The following is a 17453-nucleotide window of genomic DNA, read 5'->3' as shown; positions in this document are numbered from 1 at the left end:
GAACTCACCCGACTGGTCAATAATCTGAAACGGACCCTGCACCCGAGCCCCAGGAACCCGATCAGCGGCGGAGCGTGCGCGATTGTTGGTCGGGGCAACCTCGAACGTTGGTTCGGACACCGTTTCCTGCAGAGGCGCGGTGGCCGGCTCCAATCCCGGAGCATGAGTCGGTTCGAGCAACGGCTGATCCGCCTCGATGACCGCGACATGTTCGATCGGAGAGACCACGGCGTCGTTCGCCGCTTCAGCCAGAGGAATCATACTCGCCGGCTCCGTGGAGAAAGCGACCGCCCGAGGCACTTCCGTCTCCTGCAGCGCCGGCGGTGAAATACTTTCCGCGACGAGCGCAGGCTGGAAGACCGCGTCTGCGGGGACTTGTGTGGCAGGACGCTCCGCCGCCCCATCCAGCGGCCACGGCAGTCGCCGCGCGGGGGGAACGCTGGTCACCGGTTTCTCTTCTGCGGCGATGCTCGGTGTTGCAGACAGTGCGGGCATCGCGGCTGGCGCCGACCGGGGAGGTTCGCTCTCCGACAAACCAAAATTACCCTGCGGCACGGCGAAGTTCGCGGGCGCGATCTCGCGGCGCGGCGCGCGGGGCTCTTCGACCAAGGGCGCGATCCGCTGAGCCGTAGGAGCCACGGTTTGCGGAACACGCATGGGGGCCGCTGCTGGCGGCACTACTTCGAGTGCGCGCGAAACGGGTTCGGCAACTCGATTCGCCTTCTCGAGCGGGCGAGCATGATCGGTAACCAAGGCCGCCGGAGCCGCGGAAATGGCCGGAGGCAGTGGATCCTGCGCCGGCGCGTCTTCGACCATCACCGCTGCGCCCGAGGGGGGCTGCGTATCGACGGCGATCTTGTAGGGAGCCTGAGTCGCGGTCGAGAGTCGTTGTCGCAGTTCCTGGTCGCGCCGCGCATACCGGTTCAGCTTGTCGACCGCGCTGGTCGTTGCGTCCGTCGCGGGGGGCAGAGCCGGTGAGAGAGCGGTGGAAGTAGGCGACGCACCGGCCGTAGCGGTAGGCACTTTGCCCGGCTTCATCCCGCGCGGCAGGGGGACCCCGCCGGCGTAGACCTCACAGGCAAGCGCGCCACTGAGACAACAGCCCCCCAAGAGCGCGATTGCCGCGCGGCCGAGGTGTCCCGAGCGCTGCTCGAACTTCTTGCGCAAGAGCGCCAACATCATCGCACGATCCCCCCCGAGAGTTCGCACCGACGTTTCCCGACGCTACCTCGATTCGAGGCAGCCGACGAGTCGTCGCAGCGCGTCACACGTCAGCGGAGGTTCTCCGCCGGCGCACGCACACCATCAGGCGACTTATTCCACTCCACTCGGCCAATGATCCTAGGGCGCCAACGGAAGCCCGGAATGCGTGAGAGCACCGTTCTGCAAAGTGGTTCATTGGCCGCGCGGACAGCAATAACTCTTCGTATCGTGCCACTCACCCCTTCCGATTGAGTAAAATGTAGCGATCGTAGCAATCGGACCGGTCGTAACGGTCCTAGGGGCGCTAGCACATCCCCTTCTGTGCGCGCAGTGCTAGCGGCAGAAACCTGGCTTTGATGCCCAACGGCCGCACGACGGCGGCCAACAAGCCGACGCCGTTCAGGGACTACCAAACGGATCCGACTCAACAGCGGGCGGAGAAGGTGTGGCGTCTCCGGCGGGAGCAGGATCTTCGACCGGGGCTTCTGGCGTCTCCGGAACTTCCGCTCCTTCGGGCGCCCCCGGTACGGGCTCTTGATAATCGGGATGGACCATCAAGACCGGGGGCTTTTGATTCGCCCGAAGAATCGCCTCGCGCAGATTGGCGCCACTCGCGCGCACCAGATCATCGTCGGCGTCGAGCAGCGACTGGCGCACCGAACGGAGATCGGCTTCTTCGGCCTCGACGCCATGCAGGGCCTGCAGCAAGGCGCGGACCACGGGGTGCCTGGCCTCACCGCTCGGAGTAGAAGCCGCGGGGGGTGGCGTCGCGGGTGGATTTTGCACCGCCGCCTCGACCGGTTGCGCCCCGCTGCCGCAGCCGAGGCAGGCCGGCACGAGAGAAAGGGCCACGATCCACAATGCCGCACCGCGCATGGATACCTCAATCTTCCGACACAGCGGCCGAACGCGAAGCCGTCGGCTGGCGGAAATGAAAAAGCGTGCCGACGAAAGATGCCTGGCACGCTTTTCCACGGTAGTTCGAGGGTCACAGGGGGACAAGAGCTGCGCCGCGGCTCTCCCTACGAACCGTGCCATCAAGGCCCGATTCCGGCGGTTTCTTGCCCCACGACTTGGCGTCTAACGCACGTCGTACAGGCGGCGAATCCGCTCGCTGGTCGGCTCGAGGCGTTTGCCTTCGGTGGGAATGGCGGATTGGGCGGCGCCCCCTGCGACGGGCATCTGCGCCGAAACCTGCCGCACGGCGGTACGACGGGACGAAGCCGATTCGAACGGCTCGCCCGTGGGGGCCTCGTTCGTATACGGCCTCAGCGGCGGGAAGCGCCACGGGCTGTGGTAATCGGTGACCAACTGCTGCGAATAGAGCCCCGGCCACATGTAGGTGTAGAGGGGGGGCACGGGAAACTTGTAACTCCCGTTGCAGCCGCAGTTGTACCAACTCTCCTGGGCCGAGGCGCGCTGCCGCTTGCAGCATCGTCCGCAACCCAAGCCGCACCCTTTCGAGCATCCGCCTTCGCCGTCGGATTCGCAGCAGCTTGCGTCGCCACCGGTAGAAGCGCACGAAGTGCAGGAATCGCCGTCGCTGATGAAGGCAGCTTCGCCGTAGGCGCCGCCGACGGATGGGGAATACTCGCCGTGGTAAATCACCTCGCCGGCAGATGCCGCGCCCGAAATCGAAACAGAGACGGCCAGCAGGCCCAGCGACCAGCACAACAGGGTTCGAATCGACGGCATCGCGGCATCCTTGCGCAGTGCGAGAGGGATGGTTTCCACATCTGCTTCATCGGCGCACAGGCGCTACGATCCGCACGAAGAAAACATCCGCGTCTCTTTCGGAGACCGGCAAAGTAACCGCGATCGGCAAGGTTTGCCAAATTTGACAGCCAGAGGGCAAGAGCGTCGTGCGGCGCCAGAAGCGCACGAGTACGGGCGTTATTCGTGCTCGTACTTGATGAGCCAGGGATCGCGCGTCGATTCCTGCCATTGGCGCAAACGACCCGTCAGTTGGGCCAGCGTCTGCTGGTGCTCGGGGCGCTCCGCGAGATTCTCGAGCTCCCCCGGATCGGACTCCAGATCGTACAGCTCAAGCCGGGGTCGCATCACGTAATCGGCCACGAGGCGACGGCCATATTTTTGATCTCCCCGGGCAAGCACCCCCTGCCACGTGGGCGAGCCGTACAGGTCCGAGGCAAACGGAAATGGCAGCGTGTGGGCCAGATTCAAGAGGCACTTGTACCGCGGCGTGCGAAGGACACGCATCGGGTAGTACATCGTCACCTCGTGAAAGGTGTGTGAGCCGAAGACCTCATCCCAACCGGCAGGCTCTTCCTGGTCGAGCACCGGCCGGAACGAGCGACCATGCAGCGGATACTTTGGCCCCTCGGCCCCGGCATAGTCGAGAATCGTCGGCGTCAAATCGGTCCAAGAGACCAGGGCCCGCGTCACCACGCCCCGCTTCTTTTGTGCGGGATCGCGCACGATCAAGGGCAGGTGCATGCCGGGCTCGTAGAGCGTCGTCTTGGCCCCCGGCCAGGGCATCCCGTTGTCGCTCAAGAAGAGCACCAAGGTATCGTCGGCATGCCCGGTTTGCTCGAGGACCTCGAGCAAGCGTCCGACCCCCTGGTCAACGCGGGCCACCGACTCATAGTATTCGGCCAACTCTTCACGCACTTCAGGTTCGTCCGGTAAGAACCCGGGCACGCTGATCTTGGCGGGGTCGAACTTCTCGGCCGACACCCCAGGGTGCGGCGTGTCATTCGCAAACCCCTGCTTCGCACGGTGAGGATCCGTAGGGCAGAAGTACAGAAAAAAGGGACGCTCGTCGTCCGACTCGATCAAATCGCGAGCGTTCTCCGCCATGCGCACCGGGTTGCGCCCCCCCTGGATGCCTTCGTTCGCATAGGTATCGAACCGATAAACCGCCTCGGGCTCGACGTGTACCTTGCCGATCGAGCAGGTGCGGTAGCCCGCTGCCGACAGCAGCCGCGGCAGCGAGGTCAACTCTTCGCGCGTGCGAAAATGATGGGCCGCGTGCGCCAGTCCGTATTGTCCGTTGGCGTGATTGTGCAGGCCCGTGAGAATGACCGATCGGCTCGGGCTGCAACTGGCGGTCGTGCAAAAGGCGTTGGCGAACCGCGTTCCCTGGGCCGCCAGACGATCGATGTTCGGGGTCCGCGCGACCGGGTCGCCGTAGCACCCCAGCGTCAGCCCCAGATCGTCGGCGACGATGACCACCACGTTTTTCTCGGCGGCGCTCGCCTCACGGGGCAATCCGCCGAAAGCCAGACACACGATCGCCCATAGGCCCCCCACGATCATCCAACAAATACGGGGCGACATGACGCGGCGAGCAAGCACGAGAGCGGCACCTTTTAGAGCAGGCTTTCCAACAAGAGCCGCAGCTTGCGCATTTCGGACAAGTGGTCGAACGTGGGATCGTCCGTTGCCGCCATGTGTACACACAGGGCGCGCTGGTAGTTCACCTTGTTCAATTGCGTCGCCAGCCGGCCGTATTCGATGTCTCCCTGCCCCACGCGGACCTGCAGTTTGTCCTTGGTCGTATCGCGCAGTTGTACGTGGTAGACGTACTTCATGATCTGATCGTAGCTGCCACCCTTGTGAGGTCCACAGATATAGTGACTCGGGTCGAGGGCGATTCCCAGCCCCTTCACATTATCGCAGAGCACTACGGCGGTGTCGGGATCCTGCGTGACGCGCCCCACCTCGTTCTTGACCCCCACCAAAAGCCCTTCGAGCGAGGCAATGCGCACGAGCTCGCGCAGGCGTTCGACCTCGGCATTGAACGGCGTGCCCAACTCTCCCGCGCGGATCACCATGGTATAGACCTTGGTGGCCTTGGCCAGACGGCAGCAGGCGGCGAACTGCTCGTAGTACAGATCCCCCGGCGCCGTGGGCTCGACAACGTAGGCAATCGGCGTCAGCCGGTGCGTCTCGCGGCAGGCCAGGATCGCGGCATCGAGATCCGCCAGCACCTCCGACGGCTTGAGCTGCACGCCATCCTCGCGAATGCCGATTTCGACACTCGTGAACTCGAGATCCACCAACCGACCCAGCGCCACATCAAGGGGCAGGTCGGGAAAACATTCCGTTGAGGCAGCGACGAACACTCCGTTTCTCCTTCTCGTCGACAGGAATACGTCACGGACGCGCGGTAGGGCCAATTCACCCCGCCGCCGGCGCATGACGCGCGACCGGCGGTAGCTTACCCCCACGATACGACCTCTGGCAACACCGTGGGGACTTGAGAAGCAGTGCCGGGCAGGCAACCCGCAACGGTCTCGCGCGCGAATTTCGACACCCCTGCCGCGCAACGCTCGCGGCGCGGCGGTATCTTGGTCTACAATTGGTCCGCGATCGGCGACCGCAGGCGGCGGTAGCCGGCGAGGACATCACGAAAAGGAGCGTTCGCGATGGAAGGTTCGACACCGGCGCCTGGTGCATCACAGCCAGGCCAATTCACGCGACCGGTCGTGGTCGACGCCGCGCCGCGCCGGCGGGGCGTCTGGGGCTGCCTGGTGATCTCCGGACTGCTGGTACTGTTGCTCTTCTCGCTCATGCTCAACCTGGGACTGATGGCAGCCGTCCCTGGCGATCTCTTCTCGCAAAGCGAATCGACCGTTCGCGAGCGATTCCACTCGATGAACCGCTTCGGTCGCGAAAAGGTGGCCATCATCGAGATCGAGGGCACCATCCTCGAGACCGAAGGGGGCTTCGTAAAAAAGCAAATCGACCAGGTCGTCAAGGATGAAGGCGTGAAGGGGGTCGTCCTGCGGGTCAACTCCCCCGGCGGAACCGTCAGCGCCAGCGACTACCTGCTCCACCACCTGCAACAAATGACGGCCGAACGGGAAATTCCTCTGGTCGTCAGCATGGGGGGCATCTGCGCCAGCGGCGGATACTACGTCTCGATGGCGGTCGGCGACGCTCCCGACACGATCTACGCCGAGCCCACCACCTGGACCGGTTCGATCGGCGTGGTGATCCCGCACTACGATCTCTCGGGCCTGCTCACCGAATGGAAGATCGCCGACGATTCGATCAAGAGCGCCCCGCTGAAGACCATGGGCAGCCCCACCAAGCCGATGACCGAAGAGGAACGCGCCGTGCTGCAGGGGCTGGTCGATGACAGCTTCAAACGCTTCAAGGAGATCGTCGTCGGGGGACGTCCCGTCTTCAAAGACAACTCGGATGGTCTCGACAAGGTCACCACGGGGCAAATCTTTACCGCCGATCAAGCCGTGAATGACAAGATCGTCGATCGGATCGGTTTCCTCGAAGACGCCATCGATCGAGTGATCGAATTGGCCAGCCTCGACCGCGATCAGGTCCGCGTCGTGAAATATGCCAAGCCGCCAACGCTGGCCGATGCGTTGTTCGGCAGCTCGAGTCAAAGCCAGAACCTGAGCCTCGCCGCGTTGCTCGATCTGAGCGCCCCGCAGGCGTATTACATCTACACCACGCTGCCCGCGGCACTGACATCGCGACAGCACTAGGTGCTTGCCCGCCACCGACCACTTCCGTCTTCGGCAGTCATCGTGGCCTCCGTGCGTCATCGCGCGTGGGCCTTCGTCGTGCGATCGCCAAGAGGGCCGGCGAATTAAGGCGCCGGAGCTTGCTGGGGCGGCGGACGTCGCTCGTGACGATCCGTCCGGCCTCCCGCTCGATCTGGGGGAGGACCGGGGGGGCGGCCATCCGGACGACCGACTGGGGGGCCACCGCGATAGTCCCCACGACCACGAAACGAGCGGCCCTCGAAAAGATCGGGCATCTGCGCCCGCAGGTATTCCCAGCGCAACTCATGCCACATCTCGTCGGGCGATTGGCTGAGCAGTTGCTCGCGTCGCTCGTCGTCGAGCTTGTGTTCGAAGAATTCGGTCAGATCGGCCTCGCTGATGTCATCCAGCAACGAACCGAACTGGCGGCGCGACATCCGCTGGCCGAAATCGTGCAGCCAGCGAGCGATCACGCGCCGTTGCGTCTCGATCGAATCGGCGCGTTCGAGTTGGGCACGACTCGCGGGGCTCAATTGAGCCTTCAACTCGTCGACCGCCTCGCGGCTGACCTGTTCGAGCGGACGGGGCCCTTCTCCTTCGCGTATGCGCCGGGCCATCCAATAGGCGACCGCGGCCCGGCGGCGTGCCTCGGGCTGAGAACGGAGCTCCTCCCGGCGGCGATCGTCGTCGATGTCGGCGAACACGCGTTCTTCGAACTGCGTGCGCAGCCAGTTGGCCAGCACGAGATAATCTTGCAGCCCCAACCGATTCTCGTTGCGGCCCGCCTCTTCGGCCAACTCCTGCTTGACCTTGGCCAGTCGCTCGGCCGGCGGCAGAGCCTGGATCTCGGCACGTTTTCCGGCCGAAAGAGAGGCCACCCAGTCGTAGTAATGCTCGACGATGCCTTCGAGCTTCGCACGATCGGGACTACGGTCGATCCGTTGGCGCAACTCGCGCAGCCGTTGCTGTTCGATTCGGTCGAGAGCGTGAAAGCGATCCACGGCCCGCGCCAGGCTATCGCGTTCGGCGGTGCTCATGGCGGCAATCCGCGCGCGGCGTTGTTCGATCGCTGCTTCGGTATCGGAGGAAGCTGTCGACGTCGATTCCGCCGCGGCTACTACCGCCACCACGCAGGCCAGCAGCCCGACTGCCACCAGCCCAGCCAACCAGCCCCGGCCGTCCCAGGCGGTCCAAGGCCTGCTCCGTTTAGCGAGCATGGGCCGCCTCCTCGGTAAAAAGGCCTTCCTGCTCGAGCAATTCGAGGAATTCGTAATCCTGCATCTGTCGATAGGCGTCGAGATGTTCGAGCAAGGGCAGATCGCGCGCCAAACGAGCATCGCGCCGTTCGGCCAGGCCCCCTACGAGCAGGTAACCCAACACCACCGCCCCGGCGAATCCTGCCGCGACGAGCAACCGCGCGCGGCGCCGTTGTCGAGGCACGGCATCGCGCTGCTCGCGCCATTCTTCTTCCGCGGCGACGGCCACCAGTTCGACCGTGGTTTGGGCAAAGCGCGTGTCGACCTCGGCACGCGGCAATTGATCGAGCGCATCCCAGACACGCTCGAGCTGGCGCAGCTCGCGGCGGGCCGTCTCGTCGCGAGCCAGTAGTTCCTCGACCGCGCGCTGTTCCGTCTCGCCCAGCTCGCCATCGAGATAGGCGGTGAGGGTCTCGCGCAGGGCGTCGGCAGTGGATGGTTGCTGGCTGGCGGTCATGGGGTTCTTCGATACCGAATCAAGTCGAGGGCTCCGTCCGCGGTCGCGATCCTTCTTCCAGGTAGGGTTCGAGCACTTCTTTCAGGTTCACCCGCGCCCGCATGAGCAGCGATTTCACTGCCTGCGGCGTCATGTCCATCGTCGTGGCGATATCGGCGTAGCTCATGTTCTCGAACTTATTGAGCAGCACGGCCATCCGCTGCCGCTCGCTCAGGACCGCCAGCGAAAGCCGGACGATGTCGCGCATCTCGGCCTTGTCCAATTGCCGCGCCGGCATCAAGCCGCTGGCCGCCTGGGCCAACTCGGCCAGGGGGTTCGCCGCCTGCGGGCCACTCCCCTGCGTCGGCAGGTTTACCTCTTTGCGCCGCGACCTCGAGCGGCGTGCATTCGCCGCCAGGTTGTTCGCGATCGTGTAGAGCCAGGTCGAGAACTTGGCGCCGGGCACGTATGTGTGCCGCGCGCGATATACCCGCAGAAACACCTCCTGCGTGAGATCCTCGGCCGTCTCGCGATTGCCGATCAGGTGCTCGAGAATCGTCACCAGACGATTCTGATAGCGGAGCATCAGCTCTTCGAACGCCCGGGCATCACCGTCGCGCACGGCCATCATCAGCCGCACGTCGGGATCGCGCAGCTCGTAATGAGGGCCCGACGATCCTTCGGCCGTGGCCAACTGGGTGCCCATCGTGCGATGTTCCTAGCCCGCGACTCGTACGGCCATAAATTCCCCTGGCAGCTCCTACGATTAGTCTACGGACAGAAGGCGTCGCGGCCAAACGCTGTCTGCCCACTCGTAGATTGAACCCCGCCGGCCGGCCCAGGTTTCTATGCCAGTCGATGGGCGTCCGAGCGCCGCCGGTTATGAGAGGATCGGTAGCGTCGAGAGTGCCTGCGAACGACGCAACTGTCCGCAGGCGGCGTCGATCTCGTGCCCTTTGCGCTGACGAATTTGAATCCGCACCCCTGCCTGCTCGAGAATCGAACGAAAGCGTTCGATCGCCTTGTTCGACGGCCGGGCATAACCCAGCCCCGAAACGGCGTTGTAGGGGATCACGTTGATCAAGGCGTTCCGGCCGGCCAGCAACCCGGCCAGACGCCGGGCATCCTCCGGACGATCGTTCACTTCGCCGAGCAGCACGTACTCGTAGGTCAGGCGACGCCCGGTCGCCGCGAAGTAGCGATCGGCCGCGGCCAGGACGGCGGCCAGCCCGATGTTCTTGTTCACCGGCACCAGTTGATTGCGCAGCTCATCGTCGGCCGCATGCAGCGAGACCGCTAGCTGGTAATGAATATCCTCACGCGCCAGGCGATCGATGGCAGGCGGAAGCCCCACGGTCGAGATCGTGATGCGCCGCGCGCTGATCCCCAGCCCCACGGGCGACGTGGCCTCGGCCAAGGCGGGCAGCAAGCGATCGAGGTTCGCCAGCGGTTCTCCCATGCCCATCACGACGATGTGGCTCAGGCGTTCGTCGGGAGCCAGCCGTTGCTGCAGGCGGAGCATCTGTTCGACGATTTCGCCCGTCGTCAGATTGCGGGCCACGCCGTCGAGTCCGCTGGCGCAAAAGACGCACCCCATCGCGCAGCCAACCTGCGTGCTGATGCAGATCGTGCGGCGCTCGCCGTCGCGCAGCAACACGCATTCGATGCGGTGACCGTCGGCCAGTCGCAATAGCAACTTCTCGGTGCCGTCGGGCGCGTGCTGATGCGTGGCGATCTCGGTGGTCCAGAATTGAAAGTCGGCGGCAAGATCGGTCCGCATCGACTTCGACAGATCGGACATCGCCTCGAAGCCGTCGGCCCGGCCGGCAAACAGCCAACGCCGGATCTGTCCTGCTCGATACGTCGGCACTCCGCGCGCAGCGCACCACGCGGCGAGCTTCGCGTCGGGATGGTCGAGCAGATGTTCCACGGCGGCGGGTTTCCTATTTCACCGCGAAGGCGCCAAGTCACGTAGGTCAGGTACGCGCGTACCTGACAACATTCGACGTGGCCAACTCGACAGATTGTCAGGTACGGGGTACCTGACGAGTTGCGTTTTCGCAGTATCCACTATCATTGTCTCCATCGGCGGCAGGGCCTCCAAGCCCCCACAGTCGGCAGTTTCGCTTCGCTTGACGCCTGCGATCCAATGCGGAGAATGGCGGCGGTAACGCCATTTGTCGTACATTCCTGCTTTGAAGCCACCACTCAGGGGTGAAATCCCCCTCGCAACCGGAAAGTGTGAACCGATGGCCAAGTTTGCCGTCATCCTGCCGGCTGCGGGCAAGAGCAGCCGCTTTCGCGACAAGCACTACAAGAAGCCCTTTGCCCCGCTCGACAATCGCGCGGTGTGGCTCCACTCGGCCGAGAAGTTCCTCAACCGAGACGACGTGAAGCAGTTCATTGTCGTCATCTCGCCCGAGGATCAAGAGTATTTCAAGTTCAAGTTCGCGGCGAACGTCTCGATCATGGGCATCGAGGTTGTGCTGGGAGGGGCCGAGCGGGCCGATTCGGTCGAAAAAGGACTGGCGCGCGTCAAGCCCGACATCGACTGCGTCTGCATCCACGACGCGGCGCGCCCCTGCCTGGCCGAGGAATGGATCGACAAGGTCTTCGAGGCGGGCGCCCGGACCGGGGCGGCGATCTACGGCGTACCGGTCGCCAGCACCCTGAAGCGCGTCGGTGCGGACCACAACGTGGTCGAGACCGTCAGCCGCGAGCACCTGTGGGAGGCGCAGACGCCGCAGGTCTTCCAGCGGCAAATCCTGCTCGATGCCTTTGCCAAGCGAGATGGCTTCGTGGCCACCGACGAAGCCCAACTCGTCGAGCGCATCGGCGAGACCGTACACGTTTTGCACGGCTCGCCCCTGAATCTGAAAATCGCCACGCAGGACGATCTGCGTCTGGCGTCCCAGGTGATGAAGGTGCTGCCCAAGCCCAAGCTCAATACGCCATCGCACCCTTTTGCCGACGACATGTGGCGCTAGTGCTGTGTCCAACGGCGTATTCTGCGGATCATTTCTTCCCTTCATTTCTTCGTGAACGGCGAAAGCAGGCACGTGATCGACATCTTTTCCGACCTCAAGTGGCGGGGGCTGATCCACCAAACAACCGACGACGCGGGTCTGCCCGGCTGGCTCTCCGCGGGCATGCGCACCGTCTATGCCGGCTTCGACCCCACGGCCAGCAGTCTGCACGTCGGCCATCTGATGGCGCTGATGACGTTACGCCGGTTCCAGCGCGCCGGGCATCGTCCGATTGCCCTGGTGGGCGGCGCCACCGGCATGATCGGCGACCCCAGCGGCAAGAGCGAGGAACGCAACCTCCTTTCGCTCGAAGTGCTGCATGAAAACGTCCATGGCATGGCACAACAAATGCGCCGGCTGCTCGACTTCGATCCCGCGCCAAACGCAGCCCTGTTGGTCAACAACTTCGAGTGGATGCGCGGATTCAGCTTCCTCGATTTTCTGCGCGACGTGGGCAAGCACTTTCCGGTCAACGTCATGCTCACGAAAGATTCGGTCCGCAGCCGACTCGAACGGAGCGACTCGGGCCTGAGCTACACCGAGTTCAGCTACATGCTACTGCAGGCCTTCGACTTCGTGCATCTGAAACGCGAGTTCGCTTGCGAACTACAGATCGGCGGCAGTGATCAATGGGGCAACATCACGGCAGGCATTGATCTCGCCCGGCGGCTCGACGGTGTGCAACTCTACGGCATGACGGCGCCGCTACTCACCAAGAGCGATGGCTCGAAGATGGGCAAGACCGAGGGGGGAGCCGTGTGGCTCTCGCCCGAGCGGACCAGCCCCTACCAGTTCTACCAGTACTGGATCAACGTCGACGATGCCGACGCTGGCAAATGTCTGCGCACCTTCACCGAGCTCGCGCACGAGGAGATCGAAGCGCTCGACGCCGCGCGGACCGCCGATCCCGCGCGGCGCGAAAGTCAAAAACGTCTGGCGGAAGAGCTCACTCGGCTCATCCACGGCGACGAGGGGCTGGCTGCCGCGCAGCGTGCCACGCAGATCTTCTTCGGCGCCGAAATCGATCGCCTGAACGACGACGAACTGGCCCAGATCTTTGCCGACGTGCCGAGCAAGGTGCTCCCCCGCACGCGCCTCGAGGAAGGGGGCTTCACGATCGTCGAGGCCCTGGTCGAGGCCGCCTTGGCCAAGAGCAAAGGGGAGGCCCGCCGCACCGTGGAACAAGGGGGCGCCTACGTCAGTAACCGGCGGATCGAGTCGATCGATACGCCGCTGACGGTGGCCCATCTCGCCGGCTCGACCACGATGGTCCTGCGCACCGGCAAGAAGAAGTACGCCCTGCTGCGGTTCGCGTAAGGCCGCTGCTGGCAGTGCTGGCATGTGGGATCCGTCCCAGCCCACGCTGGCTGGCGGCGGAGTTCTGCAAATCGCCCAGCCTCGATTGACCCGCTCGGCGTGCCGCGCGTACCATCCGCCACCCTGCGTGCCCGGTTCGGCCCCGCGCGTCGATCCACGCAGGACTTTCCTCAGCCCAGGTAACGCCATGAGCAGACGCAAGCGAGCGTTCGTCGTCGTGGCGACTCTTGCGCTGGTCGTGTGCGCGGCGGCGCTCGGCAGCCTCTGGGCCGTGCGGCACGAGCCCACCTTCTATCGCGAGGCACTCGACCGCTCGCAGGTCGAACAGCGCCGCGCGAGCGACGAGTTGCTCGAGAACGCCTCGGCCTTGGCCAGCCGCGCGCGCCTCTCGGGCGACTGGCGGGCATTGTTCACCGCGCAGCAGATCAACGGCTGGCTCGCCTGCGATGTCCCCCACAATCATCCCGATCTGCTGCCCCCCGAGATCTCGCAGCCCTGCGTGGCGATCGACGATCACCACGTGCGCTTCGCGTGTCGCTACGAGACCGGCGGCGTCAACCTCGTCTTATCGCTGGAAGTCGAAGTTCATCTGACGGCGCCAAACGAGTTCTCCGTCCGATTCCATCGCGCTCGGGCAGGGGCCATTCCTCTGCCATTGGCCAGCCTGCTCGATCATCTGACCGATCGGGCGCGCAGCATGGATCTGCACGTGCGCTGGCTCCAGTCCAGGGGCGATCCCGTGGCGGTGATCTCCGTTCCCCCACCCCGCACCGATGATGCCACGCGCCTCTCGATCGAATCGCTGAGACTCGCCGGCGGCGAGCTGTACGTTGCCGGCCACACCAACTCGGGCGACAACTACGAGCCGCAACAACCGGCGCCGTCGCCCGCCGTCGCGGGCGAACCTTCGGCAAACGAGAAGCTGAAGCGCTGAGCCGCCTGGTCCAGGCAGACGATCGCCACGATGCCGCGCAACCGTGGCGAATCGAGCTGCACCGTCAAGACGCGCTCGGTCTCCTCGATCACCATGTACGTGCCTGCTTCCACACGCGACACGCTCCCCCGGTTGCCAGATACCTGCCCTTCGTAATCGAGGTACTCCCGGCGATGGTCCGCCAGCGCCGTGCCGAAGACGATCGTCGCCGCTCGGGGAGCCGCGTCGAGCGCCCAAGTGCGCAGCGCCTCGTCCCGTTCGAGCATGAAGTCCCAATGCGTCGCCCGGGCGCTCTCGGCAGGCATTTCGTGACGCAGGACGACAAAACGGGGCATGCTCGCCATCACAGCCGGCGAATGTGGAAGCCGCCGTCAACGTGGATCTGCTGACCCGTACTGAACGGCAAGTAACCCGACACGATCGCCGCGACGGCCTTGGCCACATCCGCGGGCTCCCCCCAGCGGCGTTGTGGCGAAAGCCCCTCGGCGATCAAGCGATCGTACTTCTCTCGCACCGGCGCCGTCATGTCGCTGTCGATGACGCCCGGGCAAATCTCGTAGACGCCGATCCGTTCGTCGGCCAGTCGCACGGCGAAGAGCTGCGTCATCGTGTGCAGCGCCGACTTCGTCAGGCAATAGTCGCCCCGGTTCGTCGACACCGCATAGCCCGAGATCGACGAGACATTGATGATCGTGCCTCCAGGCGTCTGGCCGGCGCGTACCAGCGCGATCATCTCCCGGGCGACTAGCTGCGACAGAAAAAAGGGGCCCTTCAGATTCGTGGCGAAGACCAGCTCCCACCCTTCTTCGTTCACCTCGAGCAAATCGCGTCGGCCGGGAGACGTTATGCCGGCGTTGTTCACGAGCACGTCGATGCGACCAAAGGTCTCGATCGCCGTCCGCACCAGCTTGACTCGGTCCGGCGCGTGGCCGACATCCCCCTGCACCGCCACCCCCCGACCGCCGCGTTCGGTAATCGCCGAGACCACTTCCTGCGCGGCAGACTCGTTCGACACGTAGTTGACGAGCACCGCGTGGTCGAGCGTCCCCAACTCTAGCGCAATCGCACGTCCAATCCCACGCGATGCACCAGTGACTAAAGCGACGGGCTGCTCGTGCATACTCAGATCTTTTGAAGACTGTAGGCCAGGTACTCCGTACCTGGCAGCGTTCGACATGGCACTTCGATCGATTGTCAGGTACGGAGTACGTGACCGACGAAATACGTCACTCCAAGCGCCGACGGCGCAGGAGCAGGCTGTTTCCCACGACCGAGACGCTGCTCAGCGCCATGGCGGCGGCTGCCGCCGAAGGCCACAGATAACCACCGGCCGCCAGTGGTATGAGCAGCACATTGTAGAGGAAGGCCCACACCAGGTTCTGCCGAATCGTGCGGAGCGTGGCCCGCGACAAGGCCACCGCCGCCGGCACGGAACGCAGATCGTGCCGCACGAGCACGATGCTCGCCGTTTCGATCGCGACGTCGGAGCCCGTGCCGATGGCGATCCCCAGATCGGCCGCCGCCAGGGCCGGCGCATCGTTGATGCCATCTCCCACCATCGCCACGACGTAGCCCGCTTCGCGCAAGCGGTGAATCTCGGCCTGTTTCTCGTCGGGCAGCACCTCGGCGCGCACTTCGTCCACACCGACCTCGCGGCCGACAGCCTCGACCGTGGCACGGTGATCTCCCGAAAGCAGAAACACCTTGAGCCCCAGCGCGTGTAAGCGTTCGATCGCCTCGCGGCTATGCGCCGCGACGACATCGGCCACCACGACGAAGCCCAGAAAATCCCCCTCGCGGGCCACAAACAGCGGTGTCTTGCCATCGGCACGCAGTTGTCGCGCGGTGACGGCGTGCGCGGCGTAATCGACGCGTTCTTCGTCGAGCAGCCGCTCGTTCCCTACCAGTACGACCCCTTGCGACGTATCGGCGAGCACCCCGGCGCCAGGCACCACCTGCATGTCGGTCGCCGTGGGGATCTGCAATTGCCGGGCTTGCGCCTCGGCCACGATCGGCGCCGCCAGCGGATGCCCGCTCAGTTGCTCGGCCGAGGCCGCCGCGGCCAGCACCTTGTCGGCCGTGGTGTTCGAGGTCGTGATGATCTCGCGCACCGCCGGTTTGCCTTCGGTCACCGTGCCGGTCTTGTCGAGCACGATCGCCGTGAGCCTGCCCGCCATCTCGAGCGCGGTGGCATCCTTGATCAAGATACCCTGCTCCGCGCCGCGACCGCTGCCGACGAGCACCGCCGTGGGGGTCGCCAAACCCAAGGCACAGGGACAGGCCACGACCAACACGGCCACGGTCGACGTCAGCGCGACGCCCCACTCGCCCGCCAGCACGCCCCACGCGAGAAACGTCAGGGCCCCGATGGCCAATACCGCCGGCACGAACCACGAGACGACCTTGTCGGCCAGGCGTTGCACCTCGGCTTTCGATTCCTGCGCATGCCGCACGAGCTCGATCACCTGCGCGAGCGCCGTGTTGCCCGCCACTTGCACCACGGTCGCCACCAACGCCCCGTCGCCGTTGACGGTGCCGGCCAGAATCTTGTCTCCCGGCCCTTTTTCGATGGGAATCGATTCGCCCGTGAGCCAGGCTTCGTTGACGTTCGACCGGCCGCTGGCGACCTCGGCATCGAGCGGAATCTTCTCGCCAGGGCGAACGATGAGCTTCTCTCCCACGGCCACCTGTTCGACCGGCACGCGCACCGGGTTGCCATCGCGTTCGATGGTCGCCTCGTTGGGCGATAGATCGAGCAGCTTGCGAATCGCCGCCGAGGCCTGTCCCTTGGCCCGGGCTTCGAGATACTTGCCCGCGGTGATGAAGACGAGAATCATTCCGCCATCCATCAAGTACATCGTGTCGGCATGCGTCACCGCGCCGGCCCCCCAGCGCAACACGCTCACCACCCCCGCCAAAAATGCGGCGCCGGTCCCCAACGCGACCAGCGTGTCCATGTTTGTCGAAAGGTGCCGCGCCCGCTGCCAGGCGCCGGCATAGTAGGGCCAGCCCACGTAGGCGTTCAGTCCTATCGCCAGCGCCAGCTCGATCCACGGGCCGATCGCCGAACCGTGACCGCCCAGATAGTGCAACGCCATCAAGGGCACGAGCAAGACCGCGCCGACCATCAACCGGCGGCGCCACGACAAAAGATCGCCATGCACGTGGTCGTGGCCAGACTCGTCGCCATGCTGCGCGTGCTGGTCGGTCGGTCGGGCACGATAGCCCGCACGCTCGACCGCGCTTTGCAGATCCCCGACCGTGACTCGTGTGGGGTCAAAAGTCACACGCGCCTGTTCGGTAGCCAGGTTGGCATGGGCCGTGGCCACGCCGGTAAGTTTCTTCAAACTCTCTTCCACACGTCCCACGCAACTCGCGCAGTGCATGCCAACAATGTCGAGCAACATCTCCTGGGCGCTCGCGTGGCCCTCCTGTTCGAGGCCGGGAGGCTCCGCTGGCAGATGAGCGTGGCCAGGGTGCGCGTGGTGTGGCTCGGCGGCCGAGGATAGTGGCGCCGTCGCACGCCCAGAAAGACTCAGTGGCACCACGTCGCGCGGCGGCGCCGGGGCGCCGTCGGGCACGCGATAGCCGGCCTCGGCCACGGCCTCGACGAGTTGCCCTCGTGTGACGGTGGCATCGGCGTCGACGACGGCGCGGCGCGCTTCGAGGCTGACCTCGGCATCGCTCACGCCAGGTACCTCGGCCAGCGCTTGCGTCACATGACGCACGCAGTTCTGGCAGGTCATTCCTTCGATCGGAAGTTCGATACGAGCCATGTTCGCAAGCCACTCGGCGTCGTGAAAAACC

At 64.8% G+C, this 17453-nt stretch carries 16 protein-coding genes; 4 read left to right on the top strand and 12 right to left on the bottom strand.

The genetic code is table 11. From position 1 onward, the window contains the following. The 5 genes from KF708_23370 to KF708_23350 all read right to left on the bottom strand — a co-directional run. On the bottom strand, window positions 1-1182 hold a 1182-nt coding region (locus tag KF708_23370; GenBank protein ID MBX3415645.1), incomplete at its 3' end, for a hypothetical protein. A gap of 420 nt (window positions 1183-1602) precedes the next feature. Beyond that, on the bottom strand, window positions 1603-2079 hold the full coding sequence (locus KF708_23365) for a hypothetical protein (protein MBX3415644.1): 477 nt from the start codon (window positions 2077-2079) through the stop codon (window positions 1603-1605). Window positions 2080-2283: 204 nt separating this feature from the next. Continuing rightward, entirely contained in the window at window positions 2284-2898 is a 615-nt protein-coding gene (locus KF708_23360) for a hypothetical protein (protein MBX3415643.1), read from the bottom strand. 198 nt (window positions 2899-3096) lie between these two features. Next, window positions 3097-4482, bottom strand: a complete 1386-nt coding sequence (locus KF708_23355) for a sulfatase (protein ID MBX3415642.1) — start codon at window positions 4480-4482, stop codon at window positions 3097-3099. 53 nt (window positions 4483-4535) lie between these two features. Beyond that, a complete protein-coding gene (locus KF708_23350; GenBank protein MBX3415641.1) occupies window positions 4536-5291 on the bottom strand; it encodes a sugar phosphate isomerase/epimerase in 756 nt (251 codons plus the stop codon). 303 nt (window positions 5292-5594) lie between these two features. Between KF708_23350 and sppA the strand changes: the two genes are divergently transcribed. Further along, complete coding sequence (gene sppA / locus KF708_23345; protein ID MBX3415640.1) at window positions 5595-6677, top strand: signal peptide peptidase SppA; 1083 nt, start codon at window positions 5595-5597, stop codon at window positions 6675-6677. Between the two features lie 104 nt (window positions 6678-6781). On the opposite strand, the gene KF708_23340 is transcribed toward sppA, so the two are convergent. The 4 genes from KF708_23340 to rlmN form a co-directional block, all read right to left on the bottom strand. Continuing rightward, the gene (locus tag KF708_23340; protein ID MBX3415639.1) at window positions 6782-7894 is read right to left on the bottom strand and encodes a hypothetical protein; all 1113 of its coding nucleotides are present in this window, start codon (window positions 7892-7894) and stop codon (window positions 6782-6784) included. Then, complete coding sequence (locus tag KF708_23335) at window positions 7884-8390, bottom strand: hypothetical protein (GenBank protein MBX3415638.1); 507 nt, start codon at window positions 8388-8390, stop codon at window positions 7884-7886. Before KF708_23335 ends, KF708_23340 begins: the two co-directional genes overlap by 11 nt. 19 nt (window positions 8391-8409) lie before the next feature. Then, entirely contained in the window at window positions 8410-9075 is a 666-nt protein-coding gene (locus tag KF708_23330; GenBank protein MBX3415637.1) for a sigma-70 family RNA polymerase sigma factor, read from the bottom strand. Between the two features lie 174 nt (window positions 9076-9249). Then, window positions 9250-10299, bottom strand: a complete 1050-nt coding sequence (rlmN, locus tag KF708_23325; protein ID MBX3415636.1) for a 23S rRNA (adenine(2503)-C(2))-methyltransferase RlmN — start codon at window positions 10297-10299, stop codon at window positions 9250-9252. A gap of 319 nt (window positions 10300-10618) precedes the next feature. Here rlmN and ispD point away from each other — a divergent pair, with 319 nt between their 5' ends. From ispD to KF708_23310, 3 genes are all read left to right on the top strand, one after another. Next, entirely contained in the window at window positions 10619-11356 is a 738-nt protein-coding gene (gene ispD / locus KF708_23320; GenBank protein MBX3415635.1) for a 2-C-methyl-D-erythritol 4-phosphate cytidylyltransferase, read from the top strand. Between the two features lie 72 nt (window positions 11357-11428). Beyond that, window positions 11429-12712, top strand: coding sequence for a tyrosine--tRNA ligase (locus tag KF708_23315; GenBank protein ID MBX3415634.1), 1284 nt, complete (start codon window positions 11429-11431; stop codon window positions 12710-12712). A 187-nt stretch (window positions 12713-12899) separates the two neighbouring features. Continuing rightward, on the top strand, window positions 12900-13646 hold the full coding sequence (locus KF708_23310; GenBank protein MBX3415633.1) for a hypothetical protein: 747 nt from the start codon (window positions 12900-12902) through the stop codon (window positions 13644-13646). Here the strand turns inward: KF708_23310 and KF708_23305 are convergent. The 3 genes from KF708_23305 to KF708_23295 all read right to left on the bottom strand — a co-directional run bounded on the left by KF708_23305 (window position 13571) and on the right by KF708_23295 (window position 17422). After that, entirely contained in the window at window positions 13571-13981 is a 411-nt protein-coding gene (locus KF708_23305) for a hypothetical protein (protein MBX3415632.1), read from the bottom strand. The two genes, KF708_23310 and KF708_23305, sit on opposite strands and share 76 nt — an antisense overlap. A gap of 8 nt (window positions 13982-13989) precedes the next feature. Continuing rightward, window positions 13990-14766 (bottom strand): 3-ketoacyl-ACP reductase, encoded by a 777-nt coding sequence (locus tag KF708_23300; GenBank protein MBX3415631.1) that lies wholly within the window; start codon window positions 14764-14766, stop codon window positions 13990-13992. A 106-nt stretch (window positions 14767-14872) separates the two neighbouring features. Next, window positions 14873-17422, bottom strand: coding sequence for a copper-translocating P-type ATPase (locus tag KF708_23295; GenBank protein ID MBX3415630.1), 2550 nt, complete (start codon window positions 17420-17422; stop codon window positions 14873-14875). Between the last annotated feature and the right edge of the window lie 31 nt (window positions 17423-17453).

This window comes from Pirellulales bacterium (genome assembly GCA_019636335.1).
In the GTDB taxonomy this organism is placed as follows: domain Bacteria; phylum Planctomycetota; class Planctomycetia; order Pirellulales; family JAEUIK01; genus JAHBXR01.
Note: the sequence above shows the minus strand (reverse complement) of the source record. Positions and strands in the feature narration are given on the sequence as shown.